This window comes from Halostella sp. PRR32, from assembly GCF_034808085.1.
In the GTDB taxonomy this organism is placed as follows: Archaea; Halobacteriota; Halobacteria; order Halobacteriales; family Natronoarchaeaceae; genus Halostella; species Halostella pelagica.
This window is the reverse complement of record NZ_JAXHGL010000002.1, coordinates 633,603-651,448: the sequence shown is the minus strand read 5'-3', so window position 1 is coordinate 651,448 and position 17,846 is coordinate 633,603. Positions and strand designations below refer to the sequence as shown.

At 66.6% G+C, this 17,846-nt stretch carries 15 protein-coding genes; 5 read left to right on the top strand and 10 right to left on the bottom strand.

Annotated features, from left to right (window positions below; translation table 11 throughout):
- The first annotated feature begins 60 nt into the window (after positions 1-60).
- A complete protein-coding gene (locus SM753_RS08470; protein WP_323191259.1) occupies positions 61-2,196 on the top strand; it encodes a CDC48 family AAA ATPase in 2,136 nt (711 codons plus the stop codon).
- 55 nt (positions 2,197-2,251) lie between these two features.
- Here SM753_RS08470 and SM753_RS08465 read toward each other — a convergent pair whose 3' ends face one another.
- The 8 genes from SM753_RS08465 to SM753_RS08430 all read right to left on the bottom strand — a co-directional run bounded on the left by SM753_RS08465 (position 2,252) and on the right by SM753_RS08430 (position 12,325).
- Positions 2,252-3,439 (bottom strand): hypothetical protein, encoded by a 1,188-nt coding sequence (locus SM753_RS08465; RefSeq protein WP_323191258.1) that lies wholly within the window; start codon positions 3,437-3,439, stop codon positions 2,252-2,254.
- Positions 3,436-4,083 carry a protein sorting system archaetidylserine decarboxylase gene (locus tag SM753_RS08460; protein WP_323191257.1) on the bottom strand — a complete coding sequence of 216 codons (648 nt, stop codon included), beginning with the start codon at positions 4,081-4,083 and terminating at the stop codon, positions 3,436-3,438. The genes SM753_RS08465 and SM753_RS08460 overlap by 4 nt, the downstream gene beginning before the upstream one ends.
- A 32-nt stretch (positions 4,084-4,115) precedes the next feature.
- Complete coding sequence (locus tag SM753_RS08455; RefSeq protein WP_323191256.1) at positions 4,116-5,030, bottom strand: hypothetical protein; 915 nt, start codon at positions 5,028-5,030, stop codon at positions 4,116-4,118.
- 96 nt (positions 5,031-5,126) lie between these two features.
- A complete protein-coding gene (locus SM753_RS08450) occupies positions 5,127-7,970 on the bottom strand; it encodes a DEAD/DEAH box helicase (protein ID WP_323191255.1) in 2,844 nt (947 codons plus the stop codon).
- Between the two features lie 114 nt (positions 7,971-8,084).
- A complete protein-coding gene (locus SM753_RS08445; protein WP_135535123.1) occupies positions 8,085-8,399 on the bottom strand; it encodes a PadR family transcriptional regulator in 315 nt (104 codons plus the stop codon).
- A gap of 197 nt (positions 8,400-8,596) precedes the next feature.
- Entirely contained in the window at positions 8,597-9,346 is a 750-nt protein-coding gene (locus SM753_RS08440; protein ID WP_323191254.1) for a metallophosphoesterase, read from the bottom strand.
- The gene (locus SM753_RS08435; RefSeq protein WP_323191253.1) at positions 9,346-10,998 is read right to left on the bottom strand and encodes a hypothetical protein; all 1,653 of its coding nucleotides are present in this window, start codon (positions 10,996-10,998) and stop codon (positions 9,346-9,348) included. Before SM753_RS08435 ends, SM753_RS08440 begins: the two co-directional genes overlap by 1 nt.
- A gap of 55 nt (positions 10,999-11,053) precedes the next feature.
- Entirely contained in the window at positions 11,054-12,325 is a 1,272-nt protein-coding gene (locus SM753_RS08430) for a Single-stranded DNA binding protein (protein WP_323191252.1), read from the bottom strand.
- A 116-nt stretch (positions 12,326-12,441) separates the two neighbouring features.
- Here SM753_RS08430 and SM753_RS08425 point away from each other — a divergent pair, with 116 nt between their 5' ends.
- A complete protein-coding gene (locus tag SM753_RS08425; protein ID WP_323191460.1) occupies positions 12,442-13,119 on the top strand; it encodes a 2,5-diamino-6-(ribosylamino)-4(3H)-pyrimidinone 5'-phosphate reductase in 678 nt (225 codons plus the stop codon).
- Between the two features lie 29 nt (positions 13,120-13,148).
- Here the strand turns inward: SM753_RS08425 and SM753_RS08420 are convergent, their stop codons facing one another.
- Both SM753_RS08420 and SM753_RS08415 read right to left on the bottom strand, forming a co-directional pair.
- Complete coding sequence (locus SM753_RS08420) at positions 13,149-13,433, bottom strand: hypothetical protein (protein WP_135535119.1); 285 nt, start codon at positions 13,431-13,433, stop codon at positions 13,149-13,151.
- Positions 13,434-13,530: 97 nt separating this feature from the next.
- A complete protein-coding gene (locus SM753_RS08415; protein WP_369335338.1) occupies positions 13,531-14,862 on the bottom strand; it encodes an FAD-dependent oxidoreductase in 1,332 nt (443 codons plus the stop codon).
- A 139-nt stretch (positions 14,863-15,001) separates the two neighbouring features.
- Here SM753_RS08415 and SM753_RS08410 point away from each other — a divergent pair, with 139 nt between their 5' ends.
- From SM753_RS08410 to SM753_RS08400, 3 genes are all read left to right on the top strand, one after another.
- Positions 15,002-15,286 (top strand): DUF357 domain-containing protein, encoded by a 285-nt coding sequence (locus SM753_RS08410; protein WP_323191251.1) that lies wholly within the window; start codon positions 15,002-15,004, stop codon positions 15,284-15,286.
- 607 nt (positions 15,287-15,893) lie between these two features.
- The gene (locus SM753_RS08405) at positions 15,894-16,865 is read left to right on the top strand and encodes a transcription initiation factor IIB family protein (RefSeq protein WP_135535113.1); all 972 of its coding nucleotides are present in this window, start codon (positions 15,894-15,896) and stop codon (positions 16,863-16,865) included.
- Between the two features lie 88 nt (positions 16,866-16,953).
- Complete coding sequence (locus SM753_RS08400; protein WP_323191250.1) at positions 16,954-17,787, top strand: hypothetical protein; 834 nt, start codon at positions 16,954-16,956, stop codon at positions 17,785-17,787.
- Positions 17,788-17,846 lie beyond the last annotated feature (59 nt).

Below are 17,846 nucleotides of genomic sequence, written 5' to 3'. Positions count from 1 at the left end.
GCCGGCCTGCACACAGCGGCAAACGCTACAATGAAGGCTGTCGGTCCGCTATCGAGTCGCATGAGCTCGAAGGGACCCGCTGCCGTCGAACTCACGGTACGCGGTGCCGAGAAGCGCGACGCGGGCCGCGGCGTCGCGCGCATTCCGGAAGCCGCGCGTCGAAGCCTCGGCGTCCTGTCCGGCGACACCGTCGTCGTCAGCGGCGACCGAACGACCGTCACCAAGGTGTGGCCCGCGGACGGCGATGTCCCGCCGGATGCTATTCTCGTCGACGCGGACACGCGGACGAACGCGGGGGTCCAGATAGGCGACACCGTCACCGTCGCCAAGCAGGACGTCGAGGACGCGCAGTCGGTGACGGTCGCGCCGCCGCCGTCGCTCGCGAACGTCGACGCGACCGTCGTCGAGCGAGCGGTAACCCGCGACCTCCACGACCGCCCCGTCAGCGAGGGCGAACAGATCCGCCTCGAACGCGTCGCCGATCCGCCGTTCCGGGTCGTCGCGACGGACCCGGACGGCCCCGTTCGCATCTCGTCGAACACGATGGTGCTCGTCGCGCCGGACCCGTACGAACCGGACCGGACCGACGCCTCCGACCAGGGGAGCGTCGACGACGCCGTCGTCTCGTACGAGGACATCGGCGGGCTGGACGAGGAACTCGAACAGGTTCGAGAGATGATCGAGATACCGCTGTCGGAGCCCGGCCTGTTCCACCAACTCGGCGTGGACCCGCCCAAGGGCGTTCTGTTGTACGGTCCGCCGGGGACCGGCAAGACGCTCATCGCCGAGGCCGTCTCCAACGAGGTTGACGCGGAGTTCGTCACCGTCCACGGCCCGGAGATCATGTCGAAGTACAAGGGAGAGAGCGAGGAGCGACTGCGCGACGCCTTCGACGAAGCGGCCGAGAACGCGCCCGCCGTCGTCTTCTTCGACGAGATAGACTCCATCGCCGGGACGCGGGAGGAAAGCGACGGTGCCGAGAACCGCGTCGTCGCGCAACTGCTTTCCCTGATGGACGGTCTGGATACGCACGAAGACGTGGTGGTGATCGGCGCGACGAATCGCGTCGACGCTATCGACCCGGCGCTCCGTCGCGGCGGGCGCTTCGACCGCGAGATCGAGATCGGCGTGCCGGACGAGGCCGGCCGTCGCGAGATCCTCGAAGTCCAGACCCGCGGGATGCCCCTCGCCGACGACGTGTCCGTCGACCGGATCGCCGCCCGCACGCACGGGTTCGTCGGCGCTGACCTGCACGCGCTGACGACGGAGGCGGCGATGCACGCCCTGCCGCGGTTCCGCGAGGCGGCGGACGACGAGGACCCGAAAGTGACGAAACGCGACTTCGACGCCGCGCTCGCGGCGGTCGAACCGTCCGCAATGCGGGAGTACGTCGCGGAGACGCCGGAGACCTCCTTCGACGACGTCGGCGGCCTCCAGAACGCGAAAGACACCCTCACCGAGGCCGTCGAGTGGCCGCTCTCCTACGACCGACTGTTCGACGTGACAAACACGGATCCGCCCTCCGGCGTCCTGCTGTACGGCCCGCCCGGCACCGGCAAGACGTTGCTCGCTCGGGCGCTGGCGGGAGAGACCGACGTGAACTTCGTGCACGTAAACGGCCCGGAGATAATCGACAAGTACGTCGGCGAGAGCGAGAAGGCCGTCCGCGAGGTGTTCGACCGCGCGCGCCAGTCCGCGCCGAGCATCGTCTTCTTCGACGAGATAGACGCCGTGACCGCGCGACGGGGCGAGGGCCACGAGGTGACCGAACGCGTCGTCTCGCAACTCTTGACGGAACTCGACGGCCTCGCGGAGAACCCGAACGTCGTCGTCCTCGCGGCGACGAACCGCATGGAAGCTATCGACCCCGCGATCCTTCGCCCCGGTCGGATCGACACGCACGTCGAGATACCGGAACCGGACGCCGAGGCCCGCCGGAAGATCCTGGCGGTTCACACGCGCGGCAAACCCCTGGGCGACGACGTGGACTTAGACGCGCTGGCGGACGAACTGGCGGGCTACACCGGTGCGGACATCGAAGCCGTCGCGCGCGACGCCTCGATGCGGGCCATCCGCGAACTTGCGGACGATCTCGGCCCCGAAGCGGCAAACGAGCGCGCCGAGGAGGTCGTCATCACGGCCGAGCACTTCGACGAGGCGCGCGAGACGGTCGAACCGAGTACAGGCGTACAGTAGCACGTTCCGGGGCCGGTCTCGGATGGGTTCAGACTACGGGACCGCGGCGACGCGGTCACGGCCAGTAGATGTCCGTCGCGCGGTGTCGCTCGTTGTACGCCTCCACGCCCTCTCCGAGGAGGCCGGTCAGCGAGAAATCGTCGTACAGCGTCGAGTGCGTATAGTCGACGAACGTCGCCGGGATCACCAGGTCCCCCGACTCCCTGACGACGCTCGCGACGCCGGTGTAGACGTGCTTGTGGCGGTCGTCGACGACTTTCAGGCCGACGACGGGGCGGCGCTGACGCCGTGCGGGGACGGCGTGGAGCGCTTCGAGCGACCGGTTGACGAACTCCCAGCAGAACATCCCCGTGCCGTCGTCCGCCCGGATCGCATCGAAATCGGCCTCGGTCCGGAAATGTTGCCTGAGGTCTACGGTCCCGAAGAGGACGTTGTCTTCGACCGACCCGGCGAGATATCTCGGAACGTCGTACGAGGAGTACTCGCGGAACCCGTCGACGAGACCGTCGAGAACGGCTCGCGGGCGAGACGGGTCGGCGTCCGCGAACGATTCGACCGTTTCGGGGTCGGCGCCCGCGTAGTACGGGCCGCGAAGTGCGCCCGTCGTGACCGCGCGGGACTCGGCGTCGTCGACCCGCTCGAAAAAGGGCTCACGCGTCGAGAACGCGTACTCGTACTCCCCGCGTCGGAGAGCGGAGAGGTCCCGAACCAGTTCCTCGACGGGTCCGCCCCCAAAGCCCAGTCGCTCGTCCACTGCGGCCCCCTCGTCGGGGTCGCCCGGAAGCGACACCGTCGCGACTGCCTCGTCGTCGGCGTCGACGACGGCGAGCGCGTCCCCTCTAACCGCGGCCCGGTGGCCGTCCGGAAGCGGGGATTCGGCCAGCGAGGGGTCGAGTCGCTCGTCGGCGACGGCGGACAGGTTCTGGGTCGTGAGGTTTTCGCCGACGACCACGCCGTACCCGATCAGCACGTTGTCTACGGCTTTGCCCGCGCCGAGGGCCGCCGCGCCGCCGGCGAGTCCGAGGGCCCGCCTTCGGGTGACTTCGACGTCCCCGGCGCTGGCGCGGATCGACCCGTCGTCGTCCGCCGCCGGGCCTGTCGCCACATCCTCTACCGGGTCTGTCACCGCGTCAGCCGTTGAGTCAGCCGCCCCGTTCTCCATCGCCGGGTCAGCCGCGCCGTTCTCCGCCGCCGGGTCAGCCGCCCCGTTCTCTCTCGGCGGCGGCGTCTCCTCCCCCGTCACGCCGATCCGCTCTCCTCGCCGAACTCTTCGATGCTACCGGCGAGGGGCGTCTCGTCGTCCGTGTAGGCGATGACGCTCTCGCCGGCGGTCACCTTCTCGCCGCTCTCTACGGTGAGATCGGCGCGGTCGATGTCGGGCGGCAACAGTACGTCAGCGCGACTGCCGAAGGCGATGTGTCCGATGCGGTCGCCGCGGGTCAGTTCGTCGCCGGCCTCCACGTAGGGGTGGATGCGGCGGGCGAACGCCCCCGCGATGAGCGTCACCTCCGCGTCATCGAAGCGGATGTGGACCTTCTCGTTCCGGTCCGACTCCTTGGAGAACGCGGGGCGGTGCGCGCCGGGACTGTGTTCGACGCCGGTGACCGTCCCCCTGACCGGCGAGCGGTTGACGTGGACGTCCCAGACGTTCATGAACACGCCGACTCTGACGCGGTCGCCCTCCTCGCGGATCACCGAGACTTTTCCGTCCGCGGGCGAGACGACGCCGGCCGGCGGCGGCGTCCGCTCCGGGTCGCGGAAGAAGGCGACGACGCCGACGGCCAGAGCGATCAGGGCGGCGCTCAGGCCAAAACTAAAGATGAGTGCCGGTAAAGCGGCGAGCGCCGGGGGTATCGCGTAGCGCCACCCGCCCGGAGCGAGGTTCATACGAAAAGAGGCGGTGCGAAAGAGTATGTGCGTTACGGACGGCCCGAGTCGTCGCCGGACCGCCCCGACTGTCCGCCTCGCGTCTGGTTCGACTGCTGTCGGTGGGCGGGTCTCTGTCGGGTACTCCGCTGGTTGGCCTGACGGCCCGCCGCTCGGTTTCCGCCGTCGGCGTCTTTGTTGTGGTTTCCGGCGGCCGGACCCTGTTGGGGCTGCTGCGGGTTGTGCGGGGGCGTCTGCCGCCCCGCTGCCGGTCCGGGCGTCTCCGCCCGCCTGTATGCGATGTAGCCGCCGAGCGCGCCGAAGGCGAGCGGATAAACGAGTCCGGCGAATATCACTGCGGACTGGAGGTCCGCACTGTACGCCACTTCGAGGGTCTGTTCCACCTCGCCGCCGTACCCCTCTCTGGTCTGGGTGTTCAGGTCGTTGTAGGCGAAGACGAGTGCTCCGAGGGTCGCCGTAACGAGGTAGCCGGCCGTGACGGTCGCGCCGGCTTTCGCCGCCTCGGTCTCGTCGCGTACGGCTACCGACGACGCCACCCAGTAGCCGGCCGCCGCGAGCAGCACCGGCGGGAGAACCATCATGTACGTCTCGACGTCGACGCCGAGCAGCAGGTCGAACTCCTGCGTGTTGCTATCGCCGTCCTGTGAAATCGTGTACGCTATCGTCCCGTCGAGCTCGACGTTGTGCATCTCGTAGTACAGCCAGCTAACTGCGTCGGCGACTTCGGGCGGGTCGACCTCCACTTCCGAGAACACCACATCGGCCTCCTCGCCGTTGGAATCGTACGTCATGACGCCGTCGTCCGGCGTCTTGCCCTCGATATCACCGGACTTGATCAGATACGTCAGGGCGTATCCGACGAGAAACGCACCGACGCCCGCCAACGCGCCTCGCTGTATCGGCAGCGCCCCCAGAACGCCGCTGTCTTCCGAACCCGCTCGTGACATATGATACACGTGTCGAAGAACCTGTAAATAAGCGTTGGGATCGCCCGTTTCCCCGAGACCTCGCACCGCTAGGGGGCGATCCGTGTCGGCTCTCGCTCAGTCCCAGAACGACTGCGTCCGGGCGTACTGTCGCTCTTGAGAGAGGATGTCGCGGTAGAACGCGTCCTCGTCGTCGCGGAGTTTGTTGATGATCCGGGCGGCGTTGTGGGGGCCGACTCCCCGCGCCGCAAGCGCGACCACGGCTCGCTTCCCGTGGGCCTGGACGAGACTCCCGGCGCGGTAGGCGCGCTCGGTCTGTTTCTCCTGTTCCTCGTCTTTCTCCGGGGCGCGAATCGCTTTCACAACCTCGTCCGCCCAGGGGTTCAGCGCGGCGATGCGGGTCGACCCGCACTCGGGACACTTCGGCTGGTCGCGGACCCGGCGAACCGGCTTCCGTCGCTCCCAGTCCTGACAGTGCAGGCAAAACAGGATGACGCGGTCGTCCTGAATGCGCTCACGGACGGTGTCGATGACGCTCGCGTCCGCGTTTTCCGGGGAGAGAAGCTCCCGGCCGCTGGACCGGCCGCCGGTGCCGACGGCGGTTCGGCCGCCGACCGAGACGACATCCACGTCGCCGGTCCGGACCGATTCGAGCACCTCGCCGGCACCGTCGACATCTAGTTCCTCGTGGAACACCTCGCGGACCGCCTCGTCGTAGACGGGCGTGTCTTCGAGTGCGGCGATCAGGCGGTTGCCGGAGATCCCGCCCGAGCCCTGCCAGCGCTTCAGCGTACCGAACTTCGCGGCCACCTGCGACAGCTTGAACTTCAGCGTGTCCGAGCGCTTGAGGCTCAACTCGATGATCGTGGCCACGTGGTCCGGCTCCGTCTCCTCTATCACCTCGACGATGTCCGGTCCCGTCACGCCGCCCGGAACGTCGAGTTCGATGCGGTACGGGTCGACTTCGAGGCCGACAGACGACCCCGTCCGCTGGCCGACGAGCGACGAGAGTACGCGACCGAGCGTCTCGTTGACCTTGTGTCCGAACGCGGCGTTGACGACGACGGTTCGGCCCTGGTGTTCGACGACGATGCGGTCGTCGGTCGGCATCGGCGCGTCCGCCTCGACGTGCGTTTCGATCCGTTCGAGCGCGCTCGCCGCGGTTCGCTCGTCCGTCGGATACCGGCTCGCGAACTCGCGAGCCACGCCGTCGGCGTCAGCTCCCGCCCGGAACTGTGGTTCCGCCACGGCGCGCATCTCGCCGACTTCGCTCGCCACGCCGCGCGGAACGGGTATCTCCTGGCCGACCCACGACGGCACCTCACCGGCGGGGTCCTCGATGGGGCTGACGGTCACCTCGCTCTCCTCGTCGTCTATCTCGGTGATCCGCCACATCTCGCCGCGCTGGATGAACACCTCGCCCGGTTCGGCGAAGTTGACGACGAACCGCTCGTCGAGCGTGCCGATCTGGCGGCCGCTGGCCACGTCTTCGACGGTGTAGGTTTCCTCGTCCGGGATCATCGAGAGGTTGGCGTACACGTACTGCCAGGTGCTTCCTGAGGACTCGACCCGGTCCGTCTCCTCGTCGACCCAGACGATGCGGTTGCCCTTCAACTCGCGAAGCACCGCCTTGAACTCCGACTCCGTGAGATCGCGGAACGGGTAGGCGCTCGTCACCGTCTCGTAAGCCTCCATCGCGCTCACGCCGTCCTCGCTGGCCATCACCATTCCCGGTATCTGGTTCGCGACGGTGTCTAAACTGCCGTCGTGGATGGCCGTCGCCTCGACCTCCCCCGCTTTCGCTCGACGGGCGATGGCCATCGCCTCGACGGTGTCGTCCGGATGCGTCGTGACGATGGTGCCCTCGGATAGCTGGTCCATCCGGTGGCCGGCCCGGCCGACGCGCTGTAGCAGGCGCGTGACCTGTCGGGGGCTGCCGTACTGTACCACGTGGTCGATGTGACCTACGTCGATGCCCAGCTCCATCGACGAGGTACAGAGGAGGGCGTCGAGCCGACCGTCCTTGAACCGGTCTTCCACGTCGATGCGGGCGTCTTTCGACAGCGACCCGTGATGGACGCCGATAGGCAGGTCGAGTTCCTTGAACCGCGATCCGAGCGCCTCCGCCGTCTGGCGCGTGTTGACGAAGATAAGCGTCGACTCCTTCTCCGCGACGATGTCGCGGATCGCCCGGACGTGACTCGCTATCTCCTCGTCGGTCAGTAGCTCCCCGGCGAGGGCCTCGTCTTCCTCCGTGACTGTCGGTTCTCGGACCGTGACGCTGACCTTGCTGCCGACGTCGACCGTCCGGATCGCACAGCCGCGACCGCCGGTGAGAAAGCGGCCTACTTCGGCCGGGTCGCCGACCGTCGCGGAGAGGCCGATCCGCTGGAACGGACCGGCCAGATTGCGGAGGCGTTCCATCCCGATGGTCAACTGCGCTCCCCGTTTCGACGCGGCGAGTTCGTGGACCTCGTCGATCACGACGTGTTCGACGTCAGCTAGCGCTTTCCGGAGCTTCGACCCGGTGAACATCGCCTGCAGCGTCTCCGGCGTCGTCACGAGCACGTCCGGCGGGTCGTCCGCTTGCTTTCCCCGCTGGTAGTCCGACGTGTCGCCGTGCCTGACGTCGATCTCGATGCCTAACTCCTCGCCCCACCAGTCCAGGCGTTCGCGCATGTCCCGGTTCAGCGCCCGCAGCGGCGTCACGTACAGCGCGGAGATGCCGAACCGCGGGTCAGCCCGCGAGATCGCGTCGAACACCGGAAGCATGGCCGTCTCGGTCTTGCCAGTGCCGGTGGGCGCGACGACCAGCGTGTCGTTGCCCGCTGCCAGCGGCGGGATCGCACGCTTCTGAGGTTCCGTCGGCGTGTGAAATCCTCGTTCTGAAAGGGCGCCCCGAACCTCGTCGCTGAGGCGGGTGAAAGCCGCAGAATCGGGCGCGGCCCGACTATCGCTCATCTACCCCAGCTAGCGGTTCGACCGGATTAAGGGCATCGTCCACTGGAGACAGCCGCCGCTTCTCACTTTCTGACGCGAATAAGAAAGGTAGTGTGCCCGTCGCGTTTCCCGCGGTCACTCCGCTTCGGCCATTCTGCCGACTTCCAGTTCCTCCTGCTCGTCCAGATACTGCTCTTCCCACTCGCGGCGGGCCTCTATCTCCCGTTCGCCTCGCTGCGTCAGCGCGTAGTAGTTCGTTCGCCGGTCGAGTTCGCCCTTGTCAACGAGGCCCTTATCCACCAGCGTGTCCAGATTCGGGTACAGTCGCCCGTGATGAATTTCGGTCTCGTAATAGGCTTCTAATTCGTCTTTGATTGCCAATCCGTGTGGGTCGTCTTCCCCAGCGATCACGTACAGCAGATCTCGCTGGAATCCGGTAAGATCGTACATTGTATTCCCCTTCTGCCCCCCCTACGAAGGCATATGTCTCTACAATGGTAATGGGGGTAAAGGCTTCACCAAAATGATTTGGTGGAGCGTCAGACATTGATCTAAGGTCTGGTATTCGCAGTATGTAGCGGGGTTCGGCGTCCTTTCAGAAGGTCAGACGCGTGAGAGACGGCAGTAGTAAGACGACAGCCCACCGCTCACACGGTTCGGTACGCTCCGAGGCGCGTCCCGTCGAGGAGATACGCCTGCCCGTCTCCGAGGCCGGCCGGCAGAAACGGGGAGAGGAACTGCTGACCGGACACGTTCACCCAGGTCCCACCAGAGAGCCCGTTAAACGCGGGAAAAACGACCAGTTCGGGGTCGTTCCAGTCGAGGTCCGAGTGACTGTCGGCGAACGCCTCCCGCTTTAGCGGCCCGCGGAGCCAGACCTGCTCGACCCGGGTCCCGCCGACCTCGTCTTCGAGGCGAACGCACGGGTGTTCGTGCCCGACGCAGACGACGTCCGCCGAGAGCACGTCCGCCGACGGCCAGGTGTGTCCGTGGGCGAACCCCACGCGTCCGAGGCGAACGCCGTGACCGGGCGTCACGGACACGTCGCGGACCCACGACTCCACGTCGCCGTCGTGGTTCCCCTTGACGAGCGTCACGGGCAGGTCACCGGGGAGCGACTCGATCAACACCTCCACTTCGCCGCGCTCGGCCCCGCCCGGGTCTCCGATGGAGTGCATCAGGTCGCCGAGAAAGACGATCCTGTCGGGGTCCGTCTCGACTACCAGCGACCGCAGTCGGTCCCGGCGCTCCTCGGCGCGGCTATCCACGTCGACGCCTTTCTCGTACCGGAGACCGTCCTCGATACCGGCGTGGTAGTCGGCGACCACCAGCGCGCGCTCGTCGCCGAGGTCCGCGACGGCGGCGGGCGCGTCCGGAACCGGTTCGACCAGCGCCATCAGATGGGCTTGAGCGTGTCGTCGCCGGACTCGTAACACTGCCCGCCCATGAGCGCGTCCTCGATGGCGTCCTCCACGTCGGCGGGGTCGGCCCCCGTCCCGTCGACGACGCCCGCGACGATCTCTTCCCGCGGCGCGCCGTCGCCCTCGTCGAGTTGCTCCATCACGTCCATGACGGTCTCGCCGAGTTCAGCGTCTTCGTCAACGTCGACTTCGCCGCCGGAGTCGGCCGCTTCATCTTCGCCTTCGGTCGCTTCGTCCTCGACTTCGGCCGCTTCGCCGCCACCGGCCTCAGCCGCGGCCTCCGCGAGATCGTCGTCAGGGAGTTCGTCGCTGGTCCCCTCCAGCGCGTCGGCCTGCTCGCCTGGCTCACTATCTCGTGGCTCCTCGGCGTCTCCGTTCGTCTCGTCCGAGGCGGGTTGTGCCTCGCTTCCCACGTCGATGTCGGCCTCGCCCGGTTCCCCTACTTCGGTTCCCGTCGAGAAGTCGGTCCCGTACTCCTCCTCGATCTGTTCGCGTTCCTCCTCGTCGAACTCGTACATCTCGTCGCCGGCACCGCCGGTTCCGAGCTCTTCGACCTCGTCGGCTTCGGGTTCGAACTCCTCGTCGGTGACGGTCTCCTGTCCGGGTTCGACGTCACCGGTGTCGTCCCAGTCTCCCAGCGCCTCGCTGGCGTCCTCGGAGTCCTCGACCGTCGTCTCGGCGTCGCGGGCGGTCTCCGCGTCGGCGACCGTCCCGCCGTCGACGCCGGATTCCGCGGCGGCCGGTTCCTCCTCGTCAGTCGGCTCCGCCGGTTCTTCCTCACCGGCGGATTCCGCTGACTCTCCCTCACTAGCCGGTTCGGCGGGCGCTTCGTCTGTCGGCTCTTCGCTCTCATCAGCCGTTTCGGCCGGCTCAACCGCTTCGTCATTGACCTGCGAGACGGTGAACTCGACCGTAGCCTCGTCGCCACCCTCGCCCGGCGCGAGCGAGAGCGGTCCGACCTCGTCGGCGTCTATCTCGCCCGCAACGACGCGCGTCGCGTCGACGGCGACGTCCCATAGCTCGGCGAGGTACTCGCGGGTGGTTCCGTAGTGGTCGAGCGCGATGGGGATGCCCTGGGCCAGCGCGGGGTCGACGCCGCGGGCAAGCAGGGCGTCCTCCAGGTCGTCGCCCGTCTCGTCGAGGTCCAGCGCGTCCGCGAACGTCCCCAGGCGTTCGAGCGTCCGCTCGGCGGTGGCGACCGCCCAGCGGTCCCGCGTCTCGTCGTCGACGCGGTTGATGCTCTCCGGCCGGATCGAGGTGAACACCCTGTCCGAATCGTCCGGCTGGAACGCGTTCGCCTTACCTGTCACCGCGACAAAGGCAGGGGGGTCCATCCGCTCTAACGCGGCCATCTCGTCGGGCTGGTACTGCCCGGCGTACACGACGAACGCGCCCGTCGGGTCGACGACTCGGGCGCGGAGCACATCCTCGTTGACCTGCTCTATCTCAGTCAGGACGCCCACCGCGAACAGGCGGTTGACGCGAGCGCCCGTCGGCGTCACCACGTAGTTCGGGGCTCGCTCCTCGTCGCTCTCGGAGAACTCCAGGTCGGCGTCGTCGTACTCCGCGGCGAACAGGCGGTACGCGACCTCGCGCGTGCCCGGCCCGCCGTCGTCGGATTCGCTCATGCGACCACCTCCGGAGTGACACTCCGGCGTAATCGCATTCGCTCACGACGTTCGCTCATGCGACCACCTCCCTGATCAGTTCAGCGGCGCGGTCCGCTGGCACGTCCGCGCTCCGCTCGAACTCGGAGGCGTCGAGGTTCGCGCCGTACTCGTCGACCGAGAGGTGTCCGCGGACGCGGTACTCCCGGCCCACGACGTTTTCGCGGATGGTGTCCGCGACGACCTCCTGGTCCATCGCCTCGCGGGCCTGCTCGCGGGCGTCCTCGATGTCCCCGCCGTACACCGTCTCAGTGAGTTCCTCGTCGAGTACGGCTGTGACGGACCCCGTCCCGTCGTCGAGGATGGCCTTCACTCGCAGGTCGTCCTCGCCGTCGACGTCGCCGTGGGTGCGACACTGGCCCTTCTGGATGACGCGGCCGCACTCCGGACACCGCTGGATGAGGCCCGACCCGTCGCGGACGGCGATGACGTTCCCGACGAGTTCGACGTCGTACACGCCACCGCTCTCTATCGCGTCGCCGACGTCCATCCGCGGCGCAGCGGCGCTGACGTCCACGTCCCGGGCGAGTGCTTCGACCGTCGAGAACTCCGAGACGTTGACTGATGGCACGCCGCGGTACTCCCGGACGTACGCGTTCTCGATCCGGAGATCCGCGCCTTCCTCGACCTCGGGATGGGGGTCCCAGTCAGTGAAAGGGAGACGCGCTGTCTCGTCGCCGAGCACGCCCGACAGGATATCCGTCTCGCCGTCGCGGCCGTCGATAGTCCGGGACTCGACCTCGACCACTCTGGCCTCGACGTTGACGCCGCGGTCGCCGACCAGCACGTCGATCAGGTCGGCGTCGCCGCCGATCTCGTAGGCCACGTCGAGGGTCTCGTCGGCGCGTGCTACGGTGGTGCTTTCGTTGATGTTCAGTTCCGGTTCGCCCTCCCACTCGCGGACGCCGGCGTTGCCGAGCGTGACGGTGTCGCCGGGCGAGAAGTCGACCTCGGCCCAGGCGGTGTAGTCGATGACGCCCGTCTGGTCCGCGATGCGGCCCTCGTAGATGACGTTTTCCTCGCCCTGGTACCGGATCGAGCGCTTGCCCCGGGTGAGGACGGTGCCCGTCACCGTGACGTTGCCGTCGTCGGTTTCGATGTCGGCGACGCTGACCTCGCTCGGGCCGTCGCTGCCGCCGCCACCGTCGCCGTACTTCCGGCGGAGGCTCTGTTTCGCCTCGTCCATCGGAACGCTGTACGACACCAGGTTCTCTAAGTCCGCTTTGACCTCCTCTTTGTCGACACCGAGGTTGGAGGCGAGTTCCTCGGCATGATCGTCTAAGCTCATCACCGGCTATTCGACCGGACGGGGTAAAAATGGTTCGCGCGAAACGGCGGCGAAGCACTGTGGGAACGGGGACAGGGACCGAAAGCGGCTTTCTGTACGCGGATGAACTACCGCTCATGCACGTCGTCGTCAACGCCGCGATGAGCGCCGACGGGAAACTCTCGCATCGCGGCCGCGAACAGGTCGCCATCAGCGGACCGGACGACTTCGACCGCGTCGACCGCCTCCGCGCCGAGAGCGACGCCGTTCTCGTCGGCGTCGGCACCGTTCTCGCGGACGATCCGCACCTGACGCTCGACGACGCGGAGCGGGTCGACGAGCGCGTCGCTCGGGGGAACTCCGAGCATCCTTCGCGCGTGGTCGCCGACTCGCGGGCGCGGACGCCGACCGACGCCCGAATCCTCGACGACGCGGCGACGACCTACGTCCTCGTGAGCGACGCGGCCCCCGAGAACCGGGTCGACGCCCTCCGCGACGCCGGATCTGAGATACTCGCGGCGGGAAACGAGCGAGTCGACCTCGCGGCCGCGTTCGAGGCGCTCGCGGACCGCGGCGTCGACCGGATCATGGTCGAGGGGGGCGGTGAGGTCATCTTCTCGCTGTTCGACGCCGGTCTCGTCGACGAACTGACGGTGTTCGTCGGGCCGAAGATCATCGGCGGCCGCGACGCACCGACGCTCGCGGACGGCGACGGGTTCGTCGACGACTTTCCGGCGCTGTCGCTAGCGGATGTCGAACGGTTGGACGGCGGCGTCCTCCTACGGTGGGTGCCGGCGGAGCAGCCGTCCACTTGATGCAGTCGAAAGCGGGCGTCAGAACCCGTTTAGTGGTCGTGACCGGTCAGTTCTTCGAACGTCGCGCCGAAGCGCTCCTCGAACAGTTCCATCGTCTCCGATTCGACGTCCTGGATCTCCTGGCTCGGTTCGCCCTGACTGTGGTGGATAGCCCCGTGGATCCGCTGTGCGCACCCGAACATGGCGATATCGCTGACGACTGTCGCAGCGTCTTCCTCGCCCTCCGAGAGCATCTCGATGAGGTTCTCGGGGAGCGTGATCTCGTCGGTGCCGTCGTCCGAAGACTCTACCGTGATCGTAATAGTGTCCGTCATGGCCTGACGTTCGGGTGACCGACTAATCCGTCTTTGGATCAGTCGTCCGCCTCAAGACGAAGCCGAGACTGCGGTCTCGGCACGGTGCCTCAACCGTTCAGTCGTCCGCTTCGACCGCTCCGTCCGCGCTCGCGCCCGTTTCGGCCTGGGTGAGCGTTTCCAGGTAGTCGTCGGCGTCGAGCGCCGCCTTACAGCCCATTCCGGCGGCGGTGACGGCCTGCTGGTAGTGATAGTCGACCACGTCGCCCGCGCCGAAGATACCGGGGACGCCCGTCTTCGTCTGGCCGCCGCCCTTGCCGCCCTCGGTCTGGAGGTAGCCGGCGTCGTCCATCTCGACGGCCGTGTCCTCCAGATAGGCCGTGTTGGGCGTGTGGCCGATGGCGAGAAACACCGCCCCGACATCCATCTCGAACTCCTCGGCGTCGGGGTCGTCGAGTTTCTCCGTGGGGTGACCCTCGGGGTGTTTGACAAGGGTCGCGTGGTCGACGCCCTCCTCGGCCGAGCCGTGGATCTCCGTCAGTTCGGTGTTTTTCAGGATCTCTATCTCGCCCTCGTCGACTTTCTCCTGTACGCGGTCGACCCAGTAGTCCTCCGCGCGGAACTCCTCGCGTCGGTGCGCGATGTACACCTTCGAGGCGAACTTCGTGAGGAAGTCGGCCTCCTCCATCGCGGCGTCGCCGCCGCCGATGACTAGCATCTCCTCGTCGCGGAAGAACGCGCCGTCACACGTGGCGCAGGTCGAAACGCCGTAGCCCATCAGTTCGTCCTCGCCGGGGACGCCGAGCGTACGGGCGCTCGCGCCGCTTGCGGCGATGAACGCGTCCGCCGTGTACACGTCGCCGTTCGTCATCTCGACGCGGTACGGTCGAGAGGAGTCGTCGACCTCGGCGATGACGCCGTTTATCGTGTCGGCCCCGAACTTCTCGGCCTGCTCTTTCATGTTGTTGATGAGGTCCGGGCCGCTGATCCCCTCCGGGAAGCCGGGGTAGTTCTCGACGTCGGTCGTCAGCGTTAGCTGTCCGCCCGGTTCGTCGCCCTCGATGACGAGCGGGTCGTTGTTCGAGCGCGCCGCGTAGATGGCCGCCGTCAGTCCCGCGATGCCGGTCCCGGCGATGACCAGTTTCCGGTGTTCCTCCGGTCCGTCCGTGTCGTCACCGTCCGATGCGATCCCGAGTTTCTCGTCCAGTTCGCCCGTCTCGTCGAGGGCGCTGGTGTCGTCCCACCCGCCGATCAGTTCGTCGTCGATGAACACCTCGGGTGCGGTTTGGCGTCCGTCAGCGCGTTCGACCATCTCGTCGAACATCTCTTCATCGCCCGTCACGTTGTACTCCTCGTACTCGACTCCTTTCTCGTCGAAGAGGTCTTTCGCTTTCTCGCAGTAAGAGCAGTTCTCCTTGGTGTATATCTCCACGTGGGGCCGGTCACTCATGCGAAATACTTGGCCTCCGTGGCGTATTTAGCTTGTGTTGTCACCACGCGTTTCCGCCACCTCGGCGGCGCGAGACGGCTCACAGGGACGCTGAACGGAGGGTCGAAGCGCTTACCCTCCCCGAACCTCTCGCTCCATTATGGCGGCGGACTTAGAGGAAAAGACGAACCGGTATCACGACCTGCTGGCGGAAGCTCTCGGGGAGGCAGAGATCGCTCCGCCGGACGGCACGGCGATGAGCGAGGCGGCCGCCGAGTGCCTGGAGATGGCCGAGTCGTATCTCGACGACGGCAGACACTTCCGCGACGACGGCGACCGGGTCAACGCGCTTGCCGCGTTCTCGTACGGGCACGCCTGGCTCGATGCCGGTGCGCGTATCGGCCTCTTCGACGTGCCGACGGAGGGCCATCTGTTTACCGTCTGAACGTCTCTGTTCGCGTTCCGACGGGGCGCGGGTCGAAGTTGGGTGGGAACTGCCGTCGGCAACATCATCTGGAAAATACCGGTATACGGCTGCCACTGGTTGGTAGTAACGCATCGGAGGGGATTCCGACGCGGATCACAATGTGACAGAGAACTGATGGGGACCATACGCCTCGAACGAAATCGTCGCAAACGTCAAAGGCTCGCTCGACGACCTCGACAGTAGTCGCCGGAGTTTTCTGGCCGGGACCGGTGCGCTGCTCGGCGCGAGCGCGTTCTCGCCGTGCTGGGTTCCGTTTTTCTCCTTCGCCGTCGGATCTGACCGTCAGTTCGGCTTCTCGCCCCGATTGTCCCTGTTCGTGACTTTTCCCGGGGAGTTACTCGCAGCCGATTTTGGCTCCGCCCCACGTAGCTGTTTTCTCCCGACACTCCCCGAAACGGTCATGACTGATGTCCGATCAAAGACCGTCATATACATAAGCAGGGAGAAGCTTACTTATAAAGGTAGGGGGAAGGCTTATATATCTGCCGTTCGTCTTTCCCGATAGGAAGAACGATCCGGGTTTCTTGGTTCCTACCCCCGTGTTGTCGTTTCCACCCCCACAATCATGAGTGACTCTAACATCCGTACGACCACTGGCGAGACAGAGATCGAACAAGCGGACGAAAACGAGAACGCAGACGTATGCCCGGAGTGTTCTGGGTCGGTCAGACAGGACTCCGCGCAGGGCGAGTCCGTCTGCGAAGACTGCGGCCTCGTGGTCGAGGAAGACGAGATAGACCACGGTCCGGAGTGGCGTGCGTTCAACTCCAGCGACCGCGACGAGAAGTCCCGCGTCGGCGCGCCGACGACGAAGATGATGCACGACGAGGGGCTCTCGACCAACATCGGCTGGCAGAACAAGGACGCGTACGGCAACTCGCTCAGTTCGCGCCAGCGCAAGAAGATGCAGCGTCTGCGCACCTGGAACGAGCGGTTCCGAACCCGTGACTCCCAGGACCGGAATCTGAAGCAGGCGCTCGGGGAGATAGATCGGATGGCGTCGGCGCTCGGCCTCCCGAAAAGCGTCCGTGAGACCGCGAGCGTCATCTACCGACGCGCGCTCGAAGAGAATCTCCTACCGGGTCGCTCCATCGAAGGCGTGGCGACTGCGTCGCTGTACACCGCCGCTCGCCAGGCCGGAACGCCCCGGAGCCTCGACGAGATCGCCACCGTCTCCCGCGTGGAGAAGATGGAACTCACCCGGACGTACCGCTACGTGGTGCGCGAACTCGGCCTCGAAGTCCAGCCTGCGGACCCCGAGAAGTACGTCCCGCGGTTCGCCAGCGACCTCGACCTCTCGGAGGAAGTCGAGCGACAGGCGCGACGCCTGCTCGACGACGCCCGCAACAGCGGCATTCACAGCGGGAAATCGCCCGTCGGTCTCGCAGCCGCCGCCGTCTACGCCGCGTCACTGCTGGTCAACGAGAAGGTCACTCAGTCGGCGGTCGGCGAGGTCGCAAACGTCAGCGAAGTCACCATCCGGAACCGCTACAAGGAACTGTTAGAGGCCGCCGGAACGTCGGCCGCGATGGCGTAACTGGACTGGAACCACGGCAACTCGCTTCGCTCGTCGTTTCGCCCGCCGAAGCAAGCAAGTACTCGGGTCAAGTGGTACCCGGTACGCGATGAAAGCGTGTCCTCCCGTCCCCCGCGTCGACGACGCTCCGACCGAACTGTTCGACGGCGGACATCTATGGATACAGGAACGGATCGACGGGGGCCAGTTTCGGTTCCGGCTCTCCGAATCCGGCACCGTCGAGTTCGGCGACCGTACCGATGTTTTCGACCGGGACACGATCCCTGCACCCGACGAGCACACGGTCCGACACGTCCGCGAGCGCCTCGACCGGGCGGCGCTCCGGACCGCCGTCGACTCCGTCGAGGACGTGGTGTTTTTCGGCGTGTCGACGTACAAGCGCGCCGTCGACTACGACTGGAATCGGCTCCCCTCGTTCGTGGGTCACGATATCTGGTCGGGGACCGAGGAAGCGTTTCTCCCACCCGACACGACCGAGAAGGTGTTCGACCGACTCGGGCTCACGCCGGTGAACGCGTTCCGGAAGGAGGTTCGAGCGGTCGATTTCGATCCCGAGACGTACGCGATACCTGATTCGCGCTGGTACGACGGGACTGCGGCCGGCGTCGTACTGCGTAACAAGACCCGTTTGCGTGCCCACAAACCCGATCCGAACCTTGAACCGTCGGACGGGTCGCCATCGGCCGGTTTCACTGCCGAGAAACTGGCCAGCGAGGCGGCGACTGACCGTCGCTTCGAGCGGATCGCGAACGGTCTCGAAGCCGATGGGAAGCCAGTCACCGTCGACTCGCTCTACGACCGGGTGCTGGAGGATATCGTCCGCGAAAAACACCGAGAACTCTCCGCCGGGACCTCCGACGACGAACTCCGGGCGTTCAGGTCGGACGTCGCCGCGTTGACCCGGGAGTTCGTGGCCGAGTGACCCTTACCCGTCCTAGTCCAGAGCGACAGTCGTAGTCTTCCTGCCAGGACGTAGTGGTA

Excerpts from the sequence above, each read along its gene's own strand:
- SM753_RS08470 (WP_323191259.1), top strand. The coding sequence starts at position 61 with ATGAGCTCGAAGGGACCCGCTGCCGTCGAACTCACGGTACGCGGTGCC.
- SM753_RS08460 (WP_323191257.1), bottom strand. The coding sequence starts at position 4,083 with ATGAACCTCGCTCCGGGCGGGTGGCGCTACGCGATACCCCCGGCGCTC.
- SM753_RS08455 (WP_323191256.1), bottom strand. The coding sequence starts at position 5,030 with ATGTCACGAGCGGGTTCGGAAGACAGCGGCGTTCTGGGGGCGCTGCCG.
- SM753_RS08450 (WP_323191255.1), bottom strand. The coding sequence starts at position 7,970 with ATGAGCGATAGTCGGGCCGCGCCCGATTCTGCGGCTTTCACCCGCCTC.
- SM753_RS08445 (WP_135535123.1), bottom strand. The coding sequence starts at position 8,399 with ATGTACGATCTTACCGGATTCCAGCGAGATCTGCTGTACGTGATCGCT.
- SM753_RS08440 (WP_323191254.1), bottom strand. The coding sequence starts at position 9,346 with ATGGCGCTGGTCGAACCGGTTCCGGACGCGCCCGCCGCCGTCGCGGAC.
- SM753_RS08435 (WP_323191253.1), bottom strand. The coding sequence starts at position 10,998 with ATGAGCGAATCCGACGACGGCGGGCCGGGCACGCGCGAGGTCGCGTAC.
- SM753_RS08430 (WP_323191252.1), bottom strand. The coding sequence starts at position 12,325 with ATGAGCTTAGACGATCATGCCGAGGAACTCGCCTCCAACCTCGGTGTC.
- SM753_RS08425 (WP_323191460.1), top strand. The coding sequence starts at position 12,442 with ATGCACGTCGTCGTCAACGCCGCGATGAGCGCCGACGGGAAACTCTCG.
- SM753_RS08420 (WP_135535119.1), bottom strand. The coding sequence starts at position 13,433 with ATGACGGACACTATTACGATCACGGTAGAGTCTTCGGACGACGGCACC.
- SM753_RS08415 (WP_369335338.1), bottom strand. The coding sequence starts at position 14,862 with ATGAGTGACCGGCCCCACGTGGAGATATACACCAAGGAGAACTGCTCT.
- SM753_RS08410 (WP_323191251.1), top strand. The coding sequence starts at position 15,002 with ATGGCGGCGGACTTAGAGGAAAAGACGAACCGGTATCACGACCTGCTG.
- SM753_RS08405 (WP_135535113.1), top strand. The coding sequence starts at position 15,894 with ATGAGTGACTCTAACATCCGTACGACCACTGGCGAGACAGAGATCGAA.
- SM753_RS08400 (WP_323191250.1), top strand. The coding sequence starts at position 16,954 with ATGAAAGCGTGTCCTCCCGTCCCCCGCGTCGACGACGCTCCGACCGAA.